The sequence below is a fragment of the Chryseobacterium sp. 22458 genome (genome assembly GCF_052044975.1).
In the GTDB taxonomy this organism is placed as follows: domain Bacteria; phylum Bacteroidota; class Bacteroidia; order Flavobacteriales; family Weeksellaceae; genus Chryseobacterium.
In genome coordinates, this window is the sequence record NZ_JBQEOA010000002.1 from 224203 (window position 1) to 242535 (window position 18333).

Annotated in this window: 15 protein-coding genes; 14 read left to right on the forward strand and 1 reads right to left on the reverse strand. The window is 38.1% G+C overall.

The genetic code is table 11. From position 1 onward, the window contains the following. Positions 1 to 218 precede the first annotated feature (218 nt). The 14 genes from rpoB (at position 219) to ACTJJF_RS08420 (ending at position 17279) form a co-directional block, all read left to right on the forward strand. Positions 219 to 4040: a DNA-directed RNA polymerase subunit beta gene (rpoB, locus tag ACTJJF_RS08355; RefSeq protein WP_312298685.1), complete on the forward strand. Its 3822-nt coding sequence runs from the start codon at positions 219 to 221 to the stop codon at positions 4038 to 4040. A 121-nt stretch (positions 4041 to 4161) separates the two neighbouring features. Next, the gene (gene rpoC, locus ACTJJF_RS08360) at positions 4162 to 8427 is read left to right on the forward strand and encodes a DNA-directed RNA polymerase subunit beta' (RefSeq protein ID WP_312298684.1); all 4266 of its coding nucleotides are present in this window, start codon (positions 4162 to 4164) and stop codon (positions 8425 to 8427) included. An 87-nt stretch (positions 8428 to 8514) separates the two neighbouring features. Continuing rightward, positions 8515 to 8820, forward strand: coding sequence for a DUF3467 domain-containing protein (locus ACTJJF_RS08365; RefSeq protein ID WP_002976436.1), 306 nt, complete (start codon positions 8515 to 8517; stop codon positions 8818 to 8820). A 267-nt stretch (positions 8821 to 9087) separates the two neighbouring features. After that, complete coding sequence (locus tag ACTJJF_RS08370; protein WP_440699335.1) at positions 9088 to 9738, forward strand: Crp/Fnr family transcriptional regulator; 651 nt, start codon at positions 9088 to 9090, stop codon at positions 9736 to 9738. A gap of 127 nt (positions 9739 to 9865) precedes the next feature. Continuing rightward, positions 9866 to 10708, forward strand: a complete 843-nt coding sequence (locus ACTJJF_RS08375; RefSeq protein ID WP_440699336.1) for a DUF5777 family beta-barrel protein — start codon at positions 9866 to 9868, stop codon at positions 10706 to 10708. A gap of 1 nt (position 10709) precedes the next feature. Continuing rightward, positions 10710 to 11060, forward strand: coding sequence for a c-type cytochrome (locus ACTJJF_RS08380; protein ID WP_440699337.1), 351 nt, complete (start codon positions 10710 to 10712; stop codon positions 11058 to 11060). Positions 11061 to 11072: 12 nt separating this feature from the next. Next, positions 11073 to 11618, forward strand: a complete 546-nt coding sequence (locus tag ACTJJF_RS08385) for a YceI family protein (protein WP_312298679.1) — start codon at positions 11073 to 11075, stop codon at positions 11616 to 11618. Further along, on the forward strand, positions 11615 to 12139 hold the full coding sequence (locus ACTJJF_RS08390; protein WP_440699338.1) for an ankyrin repeat domain-containing protein: 525 nt from the start codon (positions 11615 to 11617) through the stop codon (positions 12137 to 12139). The genes ACTJJF_RS08385 and ACTJJF_RS08390 overlap by 4 nt, the downstream gene beginning before the upstream one ends. A gap of 3 nt (positions 12140 to 12142) precedes the next feature. Then, positions 12143 to 12922, forward strand: a complete 780-nt coding sequence (locus ACTJJF_RS08395; RefSeq protein ID WP_440699339.1) for a T9SS type A sorting domain-containing protein — start codon at positions 12143 to 12145, stop codon at positions 12920 to 12922. Between the two features lie 148 nt (positions 12923 to 13070). After that, on the forward strand, positions 13071 to 13667 hold the full coding sequence (locus tag ACTJJF_RS08400) for a GrpB family protein (RefSeq protein ID WP_440699340.1): 597 nt from the start codon (positions 13071 to 13073) through the stop codon (positions 13665 to 13667). Positions 13668 to 13696: 29 nt separating this feature from the next. After that, positions 13697 to 14092 carry a cytidine deaminase family protein gene (locus tag ACTJJF_RS08405; RefSeq protein ID WP_440699341.1) on the forward strand — a complete coding sequence of 132 codons (396 nt, stop codon included), beginning with the start codon at positions 13697 to 13699 and terminating at the stop codon, positions 14090 to 14092. A gap of 37 nt (positions 14093 to 14129) precedes the next feature. Then, positions 14130 to 14972: a GNAT family N-acetyltransferase gene (locus ACTJJF_RS08410; RefSeq protein ID WP_440699342.1), complete on the forward strand. Its 843-nt coding sequence runs from the start codon at positions 14130 to 14132 to the stop codon at positions 14970 to 14972. A gap of 100 nt (positions 14973 to 15072) precedes the next feature. Further along, entirely contained in the window at positions 15073 to 16356 is a 1284-nt protein-coding gene (locus ACTJJF_RS08415; protein WP_440699343.1) for an alkaline phosphatase family protein, read from the forward strand. Between the two features lie 116 nt (positions 16357 to 16472). Beyond that, positions 16473 to 17279, forward strand: coding sequence for an alpha/beta hydrolase (locus ACTJJF_RS08420; protein ID WP_440699344.1), 807 nt, complete (start codon positions 16473 to 16475; stop codon positions 17277 to 17279). Positions 17280 to 17350: 71 nt separating this feature from the next. On the opposite strand, the gene ACTJJF_RS08425 is transcribed toward ACTJJF_RS08420, so the two are convergent. Continuing rightward, the gene (locus tag ACTJJF_RS08425) at positions 17351 to 18229 is read right to left on the reverse strand and encodes an NAD(P)H-binding protein (protein WP_440699345.1); all 879 of its coding nucleotides are present in this window, start codon (positions 18227 to 18229) and stop codon (positions 17351 to 17353) included. Positions 18230 to 18333: the final 104 nt, after the last annotated feature.

Genomic DNA, 18333 nt, shown 5'->3' on the forward strand with positions numbered 1-18333 from the left:
GGTAATATAGCCTCAAAAGTAATAAAAATATTTTGCATTACGCTGTGAAAAGATATACCAGTGTTGCAGTTAGAGAGAGCCAAGTACAAAGTTAAAGAGCTGGAAGGTCCTTCGTGAGCGCCAAAAACACTTTTACCTTTTACTTTACCTTGTTTCTTGTTCTTTTCTGATATTTTTTAATGAATCAAAATATTTTTTAACCCTTTCTTAAAAGTTTTATGAGTAAAACAAAATCAACAACTCAAGGAAATCCGAGAATTAATTTCTCATCAGCGAAAGGAAAAATTGTAACTCCAGACTTCTTGGACATCCAAATCGAGTCTTTCAGAGAATTTTTCCAGCTTGATACACTTCCTGAAGCCAGAAAGACAGAAGCTCTTTACAAGACTTTCCAAGAGAATTTCCCAATTACGGATTCAAGAAACCAGTTCGTATTAGAATTCTTAGACTATCTGGTAGATTCTCCACGTTATTCAATCGATGAGTGTGTGGAAAGAGGACTTACTTATTCAGTTCCTCTAAAAGCAAGACTTAAACTGTACTGTACTGACCCGGAACACGAAGATTTCCAAACAGTGGTTCAGGATGTATATTTAGGTCCGGTTCCTTATATGACTCCTTCTGGTTCATTCATTATCAATGGAGCAGAGCGTGTAATCGTAACTCAGTTACACAGATCTCCGGGGGTATTCTTCGGACAGACTTACCACGCTAACGGAACCAAACTTTACTATTCAAGAATTATTCCTTTCAAAGGATCTTGGATGGAATTTACAACCGATATCAACAGCGTAATGTACGCATATATCGACCGTAAGAAAAAGTTACCATTAACAACTTTATTAAGAGCTATCGGGTACGAATCTGACAAGGATATCCTTCAGATCTTCGACCTTGCTGAAGAAGTGAAAGTTTCTAAAGCTGCCCTTAAAAAAGTGGAAGGGAGAACATTGGCTGCGAGAGTATTGAACACTTGGTTCGAAGATTTCGTAGACGAAGATACAGGTGAAGTAGTTTCTATTGAAAGAAACGAAATCATCTTAGATAGAGAAACGATCCTTGAAAAAGAACACTTAGATCTTATCCTGGATGCTGGTGTGAAATCTATCCTGATTCACAAAGAAAACAGCAATGAATTCTCTATCATCCAGAATACATTACAAAAAGACCCTACTAACTCTGAAAAAGAAGCGGTAGAGTATATTTATCGTCAGTTAAGAAACGCAGATCCACCAGATGAGGAAACGGCAAGAGGAATCATTGAAAAATTATTCTTCTCTGAGCAGAGATACTCTTTAGGTGAAGTAGGACGTTACAGACTAAACAAAAAGTTAGGTCTAAACATCCCAACTACAACTGAAGTTCTTACAAAAGAGGATATTATTGCGATCGTAAGACACTTGATTGAGCTTGTAAACTCTAAAGCGGAGGTGGATGACATCGACCACTTATCTAATAGAAGAATTAAAACTGTTGGTGAGCAATTAGCAGGACAGTTCGGTGTAGGTCTTTCAAGAATTGCAAGAACAATCAAGGAGAGAATGAACGTTAGAGATAACGAAATCTTTACTCCACTTGACCTTGTTAACGCTAAAACTTTAACGTCTGTTATCAACTCGTTCTTCGGTACCAACCAGCTATCTCAGTTCATGGACCAAACCAACCCTCTATCAGAGATCACTCACAAGAGAAGATTATCTGCACTAGGGCCTGGTGGTTTATCAAGAGAAAGAGCAGGTTTCGAGGTTCGTGACGTTCACCATACTCACTACGGAAGAATTTGTCCGATTGAAACTCCGGAAGGACCAAACATCGGTTTGATTTCATCTTTAGGTATTTATGCTAAAATCAACAACCTTGGTTTCATCGAAACTCCATACAGAAAAGTAGAAGATGGTAAGATTAATCTTAACGCTGATCCTATTTATCTGAATGCAGAAGACGAAGAAGACAAAGTAATTGCTCAGGCAAACGTTGAATTGAGTGATAACGGAGACTTCTTAACAGACAGAATTATTGCAAGACTAGATGGTGATTATCCAGTAGTTGAGCCAGCTCAGGTTAACCTTATCGACGTTGCACCAAACCAGATCTCTGGTATTTCTGCATCACTAATTCCATTCTTGGAGCATGATGATGCGAACCGTGCATTGATGGGATCTAACATGATGCGTCAGGCCGTTCCTCTATTGAAGCCACAGGCTCCGGTTGTAGGTACAGGGCTTGAGCAACAAGTTGCAAGAGATTCAAGAATCTTAATTAACGCTGAAGGTACAGGTACTGTAGAGTACGTAGATGCTGACAGAATCGTTATTAAATATGAAAGAAGCGAAGACGAAGATTTAGTACAATTCGAGTCTGCTACTAAAACATACAACCTTACTAAGTTCAGAAAAACCAACCAGAGTACAACCATTACCCTAAGACCAAACGTAAGAGTAGGTGATGTAGTGGAAAAAGGACAGGTACTTTGCGACGGTTATGCTACTGAAAAAGGAGAATTAGCTCTTGGTAGAAACTTAGTGGTAGCGTTCATGCCTTGGAAAGGATACAACTTTGAGGATGCGATTGTAATCAACGAAAAAGTTGTACGTGAAGACTGGTTTACTTCAATCCACGTAGATGAATATTCACTAGAAGTTCGTGATACCAAATTAGGTATGGAAGAACTTACAGCTGATATTCCAAACGTATCTGAAGAAGCTACCAAAGATCTTGACGAGAACGGTATGATCAGAATCGGTGCTGAAGTGAAGCCTGGAGATATCATGATTGGTAAAATTACTCCAAAAGGTGAATCTGACCCGACTCCTGAAGAAAAACTTCTTAGAGCAATCTTCGGTGATAAAGCCGGTGATGTAAAAGATGCATCATTAAAAGCTGACTCTTCATTAAGAGGAGTTGTTATCAACAAGAAATTGTTCTCCAGAAACATTAAAGACAAAAAGAAAAGAACTGAAGAAAAACTTAAACTTGAAGAAATTGAAAACACTTACAAGGCTAAGTTTGACGAGTTGAGAAACACTTTAATTGAAAAATTAAATACACTGGTAAGCGGTAAAACTTCTCAAGGGGTGCAAAATGACCTTGATGAAGAAATCATCGGTAAAGGTGTGAAGTTCACTCACAAGTTATTAACTTCAGTTGAAGATTATGTAAACGTTAGCGGTTCAGACTGGACAGTAGACGCTGACAAGAATGAATTGATCAAACAATTGATTCACAATTACAAAATCAAATATAACGACATCCAGGGAGTTAAAAACCGTGAGAAATTTGCTATTTCAATCGGAGATGAGCTTCCGGCAGGGATCATGAAGCTGGCTAAAGTTTACATCGCTAAGAAACGTAAACTGAATGTAGGAGATAAAATGGCAGGACGTCACGGTAACAAAGGTATCGTATCAAGAATTGTTCGTGAAGAAGATATGCCATTCCTTGAAGACGGAACACCGGTAGATATCGTATTGAATCCACTAGGGGTACCTTCCCGTATGAACATCGGTCAGATCTATGAAACAGTTCTTGGATGGGCTGGTCAGAAATTAGGACTGAAGTTTGCTACGCCAATCTTTGATGGAGCAACTCTTGATCAGATTACTGAGTATACTGAGAAAGCAGGTCTTCCTAAATTCGGTCACACTCACCTTTATGATGGTGGTACCGGAGAAAGATTTACACAGGCGGCTACAGTGGGTGTTATCTACATGCTGAAACTGGGACACATGGTTGATGATAAGATGCACGCACGTTCTATTGGTCCTTACTCATTGATTACTCAGCAGCCGTTAGGAGGTAAAGCTCAGTTCGGAGGTCAGAGATTCGGAGAGATGGAGGTTTGGGCACTTGAAGCATTCGGTGCATCTAACATCCTGAGAGAGATCCTTACTGTGAAGTCGGATGACGTGATTGGTAGAGCAAAAACTTATGAAGCAATTGCAAAAGGTGAATCTATGCCTGAGCCAGGTATTCCGGAATCATTCAACGTATTACTTCACGAGTTACAAGGTCTTGGATTAGACGTAAGATTGGAGGAGTAAGATATCAGATGTCAGACACAAGATGTCAGACTATGGCACTCTAAGAATTTTATAATCCTTGAATTTGGAATGATGATTTCGTCTGAAATCTGAAATCTGAAATCTAAAATCTAAAAAAATTATGTCAAATAAAAATAAAACGAGTAGATTTAATAAAATAACCATCGGTTTAGCTTCACCGGAGTCTATCTTACAAGACTCAAGAGGGGAGGTTTTAAAGCCGGAAACTATTAACTACAGAACTCACAAACCTGAAAGAGACGGGTTATTCTGTGAGAAAATTTTCGGTCCTGTAAAGGATTACGAATGTGCTTGTGGTAAATACAAGAGAATTCGTTACAAAGGGATCGTTTGTGACCGTTGTGGAGTAGAAGTTACTGAGAAAAAAGTAAGAAGAGAGAGAATCGGGCACATCAACCTTGTAGTTCCAATTGCACACATCTGGTATTTCCGTTCATTGCCAAACAAAATCGGATACCTTCTTGGAATTCCTTCCAAGAAATTAGATATGATCATCTACTACGAAAGATATGTAGTGATCCAGCAAGGTATTGCTAAGAAATTAGACGGTTCTGATTTCGAAAATATGGAATTCCTTACAGAAGAAGAGTACCTTGATATCATGGAGACCCTTCCTGTAGAAAACCAGTATCTTGACGATTCCGATCCAAACAAATTCATCGCTAAAATGGGTGCTGAAGCTGTTGAGGAATTATTAAAAAGAATCGATCTTGATGCATTATCTTTCGACTTGAGACACAAAGCTCACAATGAAGGTTCTAAGCAAAGAAGAACTGAAGCTCTTAAAAGATTGAACGTTGTAGAAGCATTGAGAGGTGCTAATACAAGAATGATCAACAGACCGGAGTGGATGATCATGCGTGTTCTTCCAGTTATCCCACCAGAACTAAGACCATTGGTTCCATTGGATGGAGGACGTTTCGCTACTTCTGACTTAAATGACCTTTATAGAAGAGTTATTATCAGAAATAACCGTTTGAAGAGATTATTGGAGATCAAAGCTCCTGAAGTAATCTTGAGAAACGAGAAGCGTATGCTTCAGGAATCAGTAGATTCATTATTCGATAACACAAGAAAATCTTCTGCAGTAAAATCTGAATCAAACAGACCATTGAAATCACTTTCTGATTCATTGAAAGGTAAGCAAGGTCGTTTCCGTCAGAACCTACTAGGGAAAAGGGTAGATTACTCTGCGCGTTCGGTAATTGTTGTAGGTCCAAACTTACAGCTTCACGAATGTGGTATTCCTAAAGATATGGCAGCTGAACTTTACAAACCATTTATCATTAGAAAACTAATTGAAAGAGGAATTGTAAAAACAGTAAAATCTGCAAAGAGAATTATCGACAGAAAAGAACCGGTAGTTTATGATATCCTTGAAAACGTGATGAAAGGTCACCCTGTTCTATTGAACAGAGCACCTACGCTTCACAGACTGGGTATTCAGGCTTTCCAACCTAAGATGATCGAAGGTAAGGCAATCCAGCTACACCCGTTAGTAACTACGGCCTTCAACGCCGATTTCGATGGTGACCAGATGGCGGTACACTTGCCACTAGGACCAGAAGCAATCCTTGAGGCTCAGTTATTGATGTTAGGTTCTCAAAACATCTTGAACCCTGCAAACGGTTCTCCAATTACAGTACCATCTCAGGACATGGTTCTTGGTCTTTATTTCATGACTAAAGAATTAAGCTCTACTGAGACGATGAAAGTAAAAGGAGAAGGTCTTGCATTCTATTCTCCTGAAGAAGCAGAAATTGCTTATGCTGAAGGTAGAGTATCTTTAAATGCTAAAGTAAGATGTAGACTGCCAATCAAAGAAGACGGGCAAATCGTAACAAGACTGATCGAAACTTCTGTAGGTAGAATCTTATTCAACCAGATTGTACCTAAGCAGGTAGGATATATCAATGAACTTCTTACGAAGAAATCATTGAGAAACGTTATCGGTAAGATCCTTGCTGATACAGATTTCCCTACAACTGTGAAGTTCCTTGATGCAATGAAAGACCTAGGGTATTCAAACGCATTCAAAGGAGGTCTTTCTTTCTCACTTGGGGATATCGTAGTTCCTGTTGAGAAAAAACAGATGATTGCACAATCAATCGAAACTGTTGACGAAATTAGAGCGAACTATAACATGGGTCTAATTACCGATACAGAACGTTATAACCAGGTAATCGACGTTTGGACTAACACCAACGCCGGATTAACTGAAATGATCATGAGCAGAATGAAAACTGACCAAGGTGGTTTCAACTCTGTATACATGATGCTTGACTCTGGAGCGAGGGGTTCTAAAGAACAGATCCGTCAGTTATCAGGAATGAGAGGTTTGATGGCAAAACCGCAGAAAGCCGGTTCTACCGGAGCGGAGATCATCGAAAACCCGATCCTTGCCAACTTTAAGGAAGGTCTTTCGATTCTAGAGTACTTTATCTCTACCCACGGTGCCCGTAAAGGTCTTGCGGATACCGCTCTTAAGACAGCCGATGCCGGTTACTTAACGAGAAGATTGGTAGACGTTGCACAGGACGTTATCGTTACAGAAGACGACTGTGGAACTTTAAGAGGAACAGAAGTTACTGCACTTAAGAAAAATGACGAGATCGTTGAAAAAATCTCTGAAAGAATCTTAGGTAGAGTATCTCTTCATAATATCTACGATCCTGAAACTGACGAGCTTATTGCAAGTGCAGATCAGGTAATCATCGAAGAATTAGCGAAGAAAATTGAAGAAGCAGGATTAGAAGCCGTTGAAGTACGTTCTCCGTTAACTTGTGAAGCTAAGAAAGGTATCTGTGCGAAATGTTACGGTAGAAACTTAGCAACAGGTAAAGTAATCCATATGGGTGAAGCGGTAGGTGTAATTGCAGCACAATCCATTGGGGAACCGGGAACTCAGCTTACGTTGAGAACTTTCCACCAGGGGGGTACTGCAGGAAACGTATCAGAAAACCCATCTATCGTTGCAAGAAGAGACGGTATCGTAGAAATGGACGAAGTAAGAACCATTACTTCTGAAGATGAAAACGGTAATACAGCTGAGGTTGTAGTTTCACGTTCAACGGAATTCAGATTAGTTGCTGATAACGATTCAAGAACTCCATTGATGGTAGCGAACGTACCTTACGGATCGATATTATCTGTAAAACCAGGTGATAAAGTGAAGAAAGGAGATACAATCTGTAGATGGGATCCATATAACGCGGTAATTATTGCTGAAACTTCAGGTAAGGTAGAATACGAGGATATCATCCAGGGTATTTCATTCCAACTTGAAATTGACGAACAGACAGGATTTGAAGAGAAAGTAATCTCTGAATCCAGAAATAAGAAAGCCGTACCTACCTTGAAGGTGGTAGACTCTAAAGGTGTTGAGCAAAAAGCTTACAACTTACCGGTAGGAGCCCACTTAATGGTAAACGATGGTGAAAAAATTAAGGCTGGTAAAGTCTTAATCAAAATCCCAAGAAAATCTGCAAAAGCAGGGGATATCACCGGAGGTCTTCCGAGAGTTACCGAATTATTCGAAGCAAGAAACCCTTCAAATCCAGCGGTTGTTACTGAAATCGACGGGGTAGTTTCTTACGGAAAAATTAAGAGAGGTAACCGAGAATTGATCGTTGAGGCTAAAACTGGTGAAAGAAAAATTTACTTAGTAAAACTATCTAACCAGATTCTTGTTCAGGAGAATGACTTCGTAAGAGCAGGTTCTCCGCTTTCTGACGGTTCTATCACACCGGAAGATATCTTAAGAATTAAAGGCCCAACAGCGGTTCAGGAATACTTAGTAAACGAGATCCAAGAAGTTTACCGTCTACAGGGGGTAAAAATCGACGACAAGCACTTCGAAATCATCGTAAGACAGATGATGACAAAAGTATCTATCGTGGATGGAGGTGACACTCAATTCCTTGAAGGAGCTCTTGAGCACAAGTATGATTTCCTTGAAGAAAACAACAGAGTATTCGGTCTTAAAGTAGTAGTAGATGCCGGTGATTCAAAAGAATTCAAACCAGGTCAGATGATTACTGCAAGAGAATTAAGAGATGAAAACTCTAAGTTGAGACGTGAAGACTTAGCATTGGTAGAAGTAAGAGAAGCTCTTCCTGCTACGGCAACTCCGGTATTACAAGGTATTACAAGAGCGGCTCTTCAAACGAAATCGTTCATGTCTGCAGCATCATTCCAGGAAACAACTAAAGTTCTTAACGAAGCAGCTGTTGCAGGTAAGATAGATGATCTGAACGGTCTTAAAGAAAATGTAATTGTAGGACACAGAATTCCTGCAGGTACAGGTCTTAAAGAGTATCAGAACGTTATTGTTGGTTCTAAGAAAGAATTCGAAGACCTTAACTAAAATTAATGATTTGAAATTTGGGATTTGAAATTATTTTTATATTTTCACAATCTCAAATTTCGAATTTTAAAAACATAATTTATAACAATGGACAACAATCAAAATCCACAAGACGGAAACATCAACATCGAATTAAACGAAATGGTAGCTGCTGGTATCTATGCTAACTTAGCTTTGGTAAACCACTCTCCATCTGAATTTGTAGTAGACTTTATTCAGTTGATGCCAGGTGTTCAGCAGGCTAAAGTAAGATCAAGAGTTATTCTTGCTCCACTTCACGCTAAAAGAGTATTAAACGCTCTTCAGCAGAACATCGCTAACTACGAGCAGCAGTTCGGAGAAATCAAAGAAGTTGAGCCTTTCGTATTAGGTGGAAACAACGTACAAGCGTAAGATTTCTTTTACAATAAAATAGAATGCCCCGGTTTTTATCGGGGCATTTTTATTAAAGATACTGCCTTAAAATACTCGGAATTCAAAATAGATATCCGGTATTTTTTCAACTTTAATAGGGTGTATTCTTAATAATGCTTTCTTATTTTTATATTATATTTAGTTATTTGTTAAAGTTTTTGCGGAGATATTGAAATAGTTTTAAATATATAACATAGGAGTTGTTCAATTTTATATATTTGTTTCAGATACTTGACAAAAAAAGATATGATAAGTAACCAATTTATTCTTCAGAAATTTGGTTTTTTAGGCAGTGACTTTTCGACAGAACTCGAGAAACATGCTGTGATGACCTCTATAAAAGCCAAGACAGAGATTATAAGGGAAGGGCAGAAAAATAAATATGTCCCTTTTCTGATCAAAGGCTCCATTAAAGTCTTTACCCTGAATGACGGGCGCGAACTTATTTATTATTATATCAAGCCCAGCGACAGCTGTCTTATGACCTTTTCTTCTATTTTTACAGATTATGTTAGCAGGGTATATGCTGTGGCGGAAGAAGATTCTGAAGCACTGCTGATTCCTGTCTCAGTAATGCATGACTGGCTGATCCGCTTTCCGGAAATCAATAAATTATTTTACCGTGAATATGACAGGCGTTTCTCAGAGGTCATGAATATGGTGAATGATGCCGTTTTTCACAGACTGGATAAAAGAGTGCTGAATTATATTAAACAACAGATTACGCTTACCGGAAACAACCCCATTAAGATAACGCACCGTGAAATAGCCAACAACCTGGGAACTTCAAGGGAAGTGGTAAGCAGAGTATTAAAAAAAATTGAAAACGACGGAGAAATTCTACAGACTAAAGAAGGAATTAAAATAGCTGTTAATGAGAATGTTAGATTGATCTAATTCATATTGTTTTAAAAGTTTTTGTTTCGTGATTGATAAAAACAATTTCCATGGTGACTTTTATCACACATTTTTGAATTGAGAACTCTATAAGTTTGTCATATGATAATTAAAATCAAATTAGAATATGACAAAAGCTCTCTTATTTTTGTCGGTACTTTTTTCAGGTTTTGCCTTTGCACAGGAGGATCTGCTGAAAGATATTGACACCATCAAAACCAATACAGAAACCTCACAACCCGCCTTCAAGGCCCTTCAGATTGTTACAGGACAATCTACAAAGCTTCCTGCAAAAAAAGAATGGTACATGATTGTTGCCCATAGGTTCGGTGATATCAGTGCAGGATTTAAGGATTTTTTTGGTCTTGATAATGCTTCTACAAAATTAGGCGTTATTTATGGTGTTTCAGACGCTGTCTCAGTCAGCCTCTCCAGAGAAACCAATATGAAAACCTTTGAAGGCGCTGTCAAATATCGGCTGGTAAGACAAAGTGAAAACTTTCCGGTAGATATTGCCGGTTATAATGTAATGGCCATAAATACTGCTTTGGATAAAGATACTTATCCACACCTTAAGTTCAACGACAGACTTTCATACCTTACCCAGGCACTCATCTCAAGACGGTTTAATGATAAGCTTTCATTGCAGCTTACCCCTTCCTATGTTCATAAGAACCTTTATGATCCGGGCATTGAAGATAAAAATCAGTTTCTGGCAGGTTTGGGCGGACGCTATAAAATATCAAAAAGAGTCTCTGTGAATGCAGAGTATTTTGTGAATTTCGATAATCACAGTTTTTATAAAAACCCTCTTTCATTAGGGGTAGATATAGAAACCGGGGGACATGTTTTCCAGCTTTTATTCACCAATTCCCAGATCAATTCAGATATAGGATATCTTACCAATGCATCCGGCAATTGGGGAAAAGGACATATTTTCTTTGGGTTTAATCTTTATAGAGTCTTTTAATATGAAAAAATTAGTATATCTGTTGAGCTTATCCTCAATGATCATCCTGAGCAGCTGTGACAGCAGGACCTATGAAGAAATATCAGACAATACGCCTGTTGTATTGCCTGTAAAATATACAGCAGACATAAAACCTATTATAGACAATAACTGTATCGGATGTCATTCTGCAGACGGCTTTATTAAACCTTTGGCAACTTACGATCAGGTGAAAGCCAATATAGACGGGATTCTGGATCGCATCCAAAGACCCAATGGCGACCCGGAAAAAATGCCTAAAGGAGGTTCATTATCTGCAACGCAGATCAACACTTTTATTAAATGGAAGGCTGATGGGCTTAGTGAAAATTAAAAAATATTTGATATGAAAAAGTTAATACTATTGAGTGCATCCCTGCTTTTTGCCGGTTATGCTTCAGCACAGAAATATAGCTCCAAGACAGGGAAGGTTATCTTCGAAGCTTCAGTACCGCTATTTGAAGATATTTATGCCCAGGATGACAACAATACCGTTGTGATCAATGCTGATACCGGAGAAATGGCCTCTGTTTCCGCTGTAAAGAACTTTCATTTTAAAACAAAACTCATGGAAGAGCATTTCAATGAAAGCTACGCAGAAACAGCAAAATATCCTAAAACAACCTTCAAGGGGAAAATTGCAGGCTTTGATAAAACAAAACTTACGGCAAGCCCGCAAAAGTATACCGTTCAGGGTACCCTTAATTTTCATGGGGTGGATAAAGCGGTTTCTTCTACAGCTGCGATCTATGCAAAAGACGGGAAAATCTATATGCAGGGTAACTTTGTGGCCAGACCGGCAGATTATAAAGTGACCATTCCGAAAATGGTAACGAAGAAAATTGCGGAAAATGTAAATGTCGAGTATAACTATGTACTGATCAAACAATGAAAAATATCATCTTAGTACTGGGTATATTTCTGAGCAGTCTTTTATCTGCACAGGAAAAAGCAAAATCAATCTATGATATTGCCAGAAGCGGAACAGTAGTTGAAGTAAAAGAGCTGATGAAGCAGAATCCGGATATCATCAACCAGATTAATGAAAACGGATTTTCACCCCTTATATTGGCCTGTTACAGAGGAAATACAGAAGTTGCCAAATACCTGATAGATCATGTGAAGGATGTGAATTATAAAAGCCGGCAAGGAACTGCTTTATCAGGACTTTCTGTAAAATATAATAAAGATTTAGTAACGTATCTGCTAAATAAAAATGCAGATCCGAATATTGCAGATGAAACAGGATCCACTCCATTATTTTGGGCTGTGAAGTTTGGAAATAAAGAATTAGCTGAATTATTACTTAAAAATAAAGCTGATAAATCCATCAAAGATTTGCAGGGGATGACTCCTTTTGAATATGCATTACAAACAAACAATAAAGATATTATCAACCTTTTAAAAAATTAAAATATGAAAAGCATTGTATTTTTTCTCTCTCTGTTAGCATATTTTTCGAGCTTTGCGCAACAAAAATCAACAGGAGATATGACATTGTCAGGCAATGGTATGATTGCAAATTTTACTTTGGACAATGCAACTTCTAAAGTTACACTTGTTTTGAAGGGGCCGTCAGACAGATGGTTTGGATTCGGGATAGGAGTAAATCAGGGGTTTAGTATGTCAGCAGGAGACGCTTTGGTTTATACAACACAAACAACACCAGCTCTTACAGACAGAAACTTCACCGGAATTATGCAACCTCCGGTAGATGCAACTCAAAACTGGACTACTGTAAGCGATAATGTGAATGCAGGAATAAGAACCTTAACTTTAACCAGAGATCTTACCAACACTGATACGAATGATTATCAGCTTCCGTATGCTACTACAAATACAATCAGTATTGCCGGAGTGAGACCGGGTTCAGCAACTTTTAATGTTGCAGGAGGACATGGGGGAGTTGCAGGGTATGCAACAGGCACATTTGCTTCTGTTCTGGGAACTCATGATTTATCTCTTGAAAGTAAAAAAGTAGCTCTTTATCCAAATCCTGCGAAAACAACTGTGAGTTTCAAAAATGGGGATAAGATAAAATCTGTTGACATCTATGAAGCAACAGGTAGAAAAGTAAAAACGGTAAAACCTGAGGGTGAAAAAATCAGCATAGAAAATCTGAAATCAGGAATCTACTATGTGGAAATTCTACTGAAAGACGGAACTACCTCTTACGAGAAATTTATCAAAGAATAACCTTAAAAAAACACACCTAAATATTCAAAAGAATGCCTCTGATTTTTCAGAGGTGTTTTTTTTATTGATAGGTTTCAAAATTATTGAAAGGCCTTTATTCTAAAGGCTTTGGTTAAAATTCCATATATTTGTATAGAACCGGATCCCCATGAAAATTACCTTTGAAAAATACAACCCTTCCTGGAAAAAACAATTTGAATCCATTAAAAATGAACTGATGGAAGACATCGGTTTCCTGAATCCACAGATTGAGCATATCGGGAGTACATCGGTGGAAGGTTTGTCAGCAAAGCCCATCATAGACATTATGATCGGCGTACAGAGCGAAGAAGATCTGAATAAAATTCCATCTTTGCTGAAAGGGAAAACTTATGTCTACTATGAAAAATACAATGAAGATATGTCATATAGGCGTTTCTTTATTAAGCTTAAAGACCTTCCGCAGAATTTAGACCTTCCGGAAATCATTCATCAGGGAGATGAAATTCATGAGAAAATGCATGATCACAAACTGCGCATAGCCCATATTCACAGCATTCCTGTTTCTTCAGAACATTGGCTTCGACATATCGCTTTCAGAGATTATCTGCGTACACATCCTGAGGTAAGGGATGAATATCAAAAATTAAAAGAACATCTCAGCCTGCAGGAATGGTACGACGGGAATGACTATAATGAAGGGAAAGATCCGTTTATTAAAAAAGAAGAACAAAAAGCCGTTCAATGGTATCTCAATCATCATTGATAAAAAACCAATTGTTTAATATTTGCCCAATGAGAAAAGATTTAAAGGAAATAGCTGCGAAGTTTGCAAAATCAAAAACTCTGAATGACTTTATAGAATATGGAGGAGTAGCCGCTGCTATTGAAACAGCAGAAGGGAATGTATACACAGGCATAAGTATAGATACAGCCTGTTCTATGGGATTTTGTGCAGAACATAGTGCTGTGGCAGAAATGCTGAAAAATGGTGAACATCTTATCAGGGCAGTGGTAGCTGTAGGGAATGATGGGAATGCCGTACCTCCCTGCGGACGCTGCAGAGAACTGATGAGCCAGCTGTCAAAAGAAAATCTCAGTGCAATAGTAGAAGTAAAAAACGGCGTGTTTACGACATTAAAAGAACTTCTGCCTTATGATTGGAAAGAAGATCAGGGCAGGGAATGGTAGTCTTTTTTAATCTTAAATTTTAAAACAATATATGACAATGGAATTCAAAACCCTTTCAAATACGAGTGTAGAAGATGTTTTATCCGTATTCAACCATTCTTTTTCAGACTATATCGTTCCTTTTCATCTGTCAAAAGAACAGTTGACGACAAAAATTGCAGCTGAAAAAATAGATCTGGGGATATCGGTAGGCGCATTTGAAAATGATAAGCTGGTAGGATTTATCCTTCAGGCTGAAAAAACAGGGAATGATGGGAAAATTATATACAACGGAGGAACGGGAGTTGTTCCGGAGAGCAGAGGTAAAGGGCTTGTAAGAAAAATGTATGACTTCATTATTCCAATATTGAAAGAGAGAAATGCAGATACACTTCTTCTTGAGGTTATTGAAGGTAATAATGCAGCCATCAGGGCCTATGAGAATTTAGGTTTTAGCAAGGTTCGTAGATTGCTTTGTTTTAACGGAACTATTAAACCGGAAAAAGGGAATGCTGAAGTATCTGTTCAGAATATGAAAGACTTTCAATGGGACAAACTATCAGCTTTCTGGGATATTGAGCCTTCGTGGCAGGGATCTGTTTTTGTACTGGACCCAATGCCTGAAAATTATATTACTCTGGGAGCCTATACTGATGAAAAACTTGTGGGTTATATCATTTACGGACCTGCTGCCAAAAAAGTATATCAGGTTGCAGTAGATAAAGAATACAGAAAACAGGGAATCGGAACAAAACTTTTCAACGCAGTCAGAGAAAAAAATAATGGAGAAACCATTTCCCTGAACAATGTGGACGATATTTCTGAAGATTCAGCAGCCTTTTTATCAACAATTGGACTTAAAAATTCTGTTTCGCAATTCGAAATGAAACGAAGCATCTGATCATAAAATTTTTTTGAATATGAAAGGTTTTAATATACTTTTAACCTCATAAACTTTTCAGGCAGCAGCAGAGAATGTACCTTTGCCCAAAATTTAAACAATGAAGCAAGGAATACATCTTTTGCTGCTGCTTATTTCCTTTACGGTTTTTGCACAGCATACCAATACGGATACGGCTCAGGTAGTAGTACCGGACCGTTACAATAACATTGAAGCACAGTCAAAGCCTTACGTTATCATGATCTCTACAGATGGTTTCCGTTATGATTATGCTGAAAAATATAATGCTCAAAATCTACTTAGGCTTTCCAATAGCGGTGTACAGGCAAAAGCAATGATCCCAAGCTATCCGAGTATTACCTTTCCCAATCACTGGAGTCTGATTACCGGGCTTTATCCTTCCCATCACGGGTTGATCGATAATTTTTTCTATGATTACAAGCGTAAGGAATCTTATGCCCTGAGCAATAAGAAAAATGCTGAAGATGGAAGCTGGTACGGAGGAACTCCACTTTGGGGATTAGCAGAAAAACAAGGTCTGGTAACCGCTTCTCTGATGTGGGTGGGCTCTGCCAGTGATGCCGGAGGACTGAGACCTTCTTATTATTATCCGTATCACGAAAAATTTACCCCTTCCGAAAAAGTGGAAAAAGTGGTGAACTGGCTGAAATTGCCTGAAGATAAAAGACCTCACTTTATTTCATTATATTTCCCGGAAGTGGATGGAAGCGGGCACCATTATGGTCCGGACACCAAAGAAACCGAAACAGCTGTTCATCTGATTGACCAGGCTATTGGTGATTTGGTTCAGAAAGTAAATGCATTAGGTTTAAAAGATGTCAACTTTGTGTTTGTTTCAGATCATGGTATGATCAAAGTAGATGGAGGTACACCATTAGAAATTCCTTCGATTCTTTTGGATAAAAACCGGTTTGATTTTTACAATTCCCAGACACTGCTGAGAGTATATGTAAAAAATCCTGATGAGGTAAAGTCCGTGTACAAAGAACTCAAAGCAAACAAAACAGAAGATTACGAAGTATATCTGGATAAAAAGCTTCCAAAATACCTGCATTTTGCAACAAGAGATGACCGTTACAACAGAATAGGGCAGATTCTTCTGATTCCTAAAGCACCGAAAATATTTTTAGAAAAAGGAAAGAAAACTTCAGTAGGAAAACATGGCTACGATCCCCGTATTGTTCCGGAAATGAAAGCCACATTCTTTGCATGGGGACCTGAGTTTAAAAACAATATTGTCATCAATGAGTTTGCCAACGTGAATGTTTATCCTTTGGTTGCTGAAATTTTAGGTTTAAAGATCGATCATCCGATTGATGGAAAACTGAAAGTTCTGAAAGAAACTCTGAAAGAGAAAAAATAATTTAAGCTGAAATTAAGACTATCAAATCGCAATGTATCATGAACAGATGCATTGCGATTTTGTTGAATATAGGTTTGTTATCAATAAAAAGCATTACTTTTATTAAAAAAATAAACATGAAGTATAGGTTACTATTCGTATTTTTATTGCTGTTGAGCTGCCAGGTATTTTCTCAGAGTCAGGATCCTGTTCCGGCACATGATGATTTTAAAATCGAGTCGAAAGAAGTAGGTGAAACCAGAACCATTAATGTATGGAAGCCTTCCGGATACGATAAAAGCTCAGCAAAATTTCCGGTTTTATATATGGCAGACGGAGGAATTCAGGAAGATTTTCCCCATGTTGCCAATACTCTGGCAAAGCTTATCAAATCAAAAAAAATTCCCCCTATGATCCTGGTCGGGATTGAAAATACACAGCGCAGAAGAGACCTTACGGGTCCTACGGAAGATGAAGAGGATAAAAAAATTGCCCCTGTTGTAGGAGGTTCCGAAAAATTCAGGGCATTCATCAATAATGAACTTTTTACCGAAATCAACAAACGATACAGAACCGGCAGTGAAAAAGGAATCATTGGAGAATCCTTAGCAGGACTTTTTGTAATGGAGACTTTTTTACACCACTCCGATATGTTTGATTTCTATATTGCTATCGACCCGTCATTATGGTGGAATAAAGAATATGAAGTAAAAACAGCAAAAGAAAGCCTTGTCGGTATTGCCAAAACCCCTAAAAAATTATGGTTTACTTCATCCGGTGAAAAAGGAATTTCTGAAGCTGTAAATAGACTGGCTCAAGTATTGAAAGCTACGGATATGAAAAATGTGAAATGGAAATATGAAAAAGCACCTAAAGAAACCCATGCTACTATTTTCAGGGCCAGTAAAGAAAAAGCTTTAATCTGGACCTTTACCACTAAATAATCGGACAGATATAATTTTGTTACTCACAATATAATTTCGGCGCACCTTTGGTGCGCCGAAATTATTTATTCTTAAAATTTAGAAGAAAATTCCTTTGCAAAATCTTCCAGCTTTACACTCCCGGTAACAGGCGAACCGTGCTCAATAAAATCTTTTTGTACAGTACCTGTTCTCATTCCTTTTCCCATTTCAACATATAATTCCGCCATATCCTGAGGTAAACCTGCCTGAAGCATTCCGTTCAATGCATCATCATCAGAGAATTCTACCCACGAAAGTTCCGGTTTCTGTACTGATGCACCTAAAACTTTTGCAAAATCAGAAGCCTTTCGCTGATCACTTACAATGTATCGGATATTTTTACTATTATGATCTTTCACCAATTCTTCAGCGGCTGCCCTGGCAATATCATTGGGGTGTACCACAGGAATTTCTATATCTCCGGCATAATTACCACCGATAATTCCTGCATTTTGAATCAGTGGAATATCGTTAAAGAAGTTCGTATAGAAATATCCGGCTCTTAAAAATGTGAAAGAAATGTTCTCAAGTTCATTATATAGATTTTCAATATGATGAAGCCCTTTGATAGGGCCATTTTCTACGGGTGATGCTGCTCCTACGCTGCTGAGCATAACCGCTCTTTTCACATTGGCATTTTTTAAAGCCTCTGCATAATTTTTTCCTGCCCTGATAGTATGTTCCACGATATTATTCTCACTGATGGCTGGGGGAGTCATTACAAATACGGTATCTGCTCCCTGAAATGTCTGAGTAAGAAAATCTACATCTGTAATAGATCCGATAGCCGGAGTTGCACCCAATAATTTAATATCCTGTTTTCTGGCTTCATTACTGCTTATCACAGTAAGGTCATGTCCTGCTGCAGCTAATTGCTGTGTTAATGGCTTTGCTACATTTCCTAATGATCCGGTGATTACAATTTTCATAAGTAAATTTTTTATTGTTTCTAAAGGTCGTATGAAATGGCTGAAAGGTTTGATTAAGCATCAGCAATTTCATAACAAATATTTTTTTATTTCTGAGAACAAAG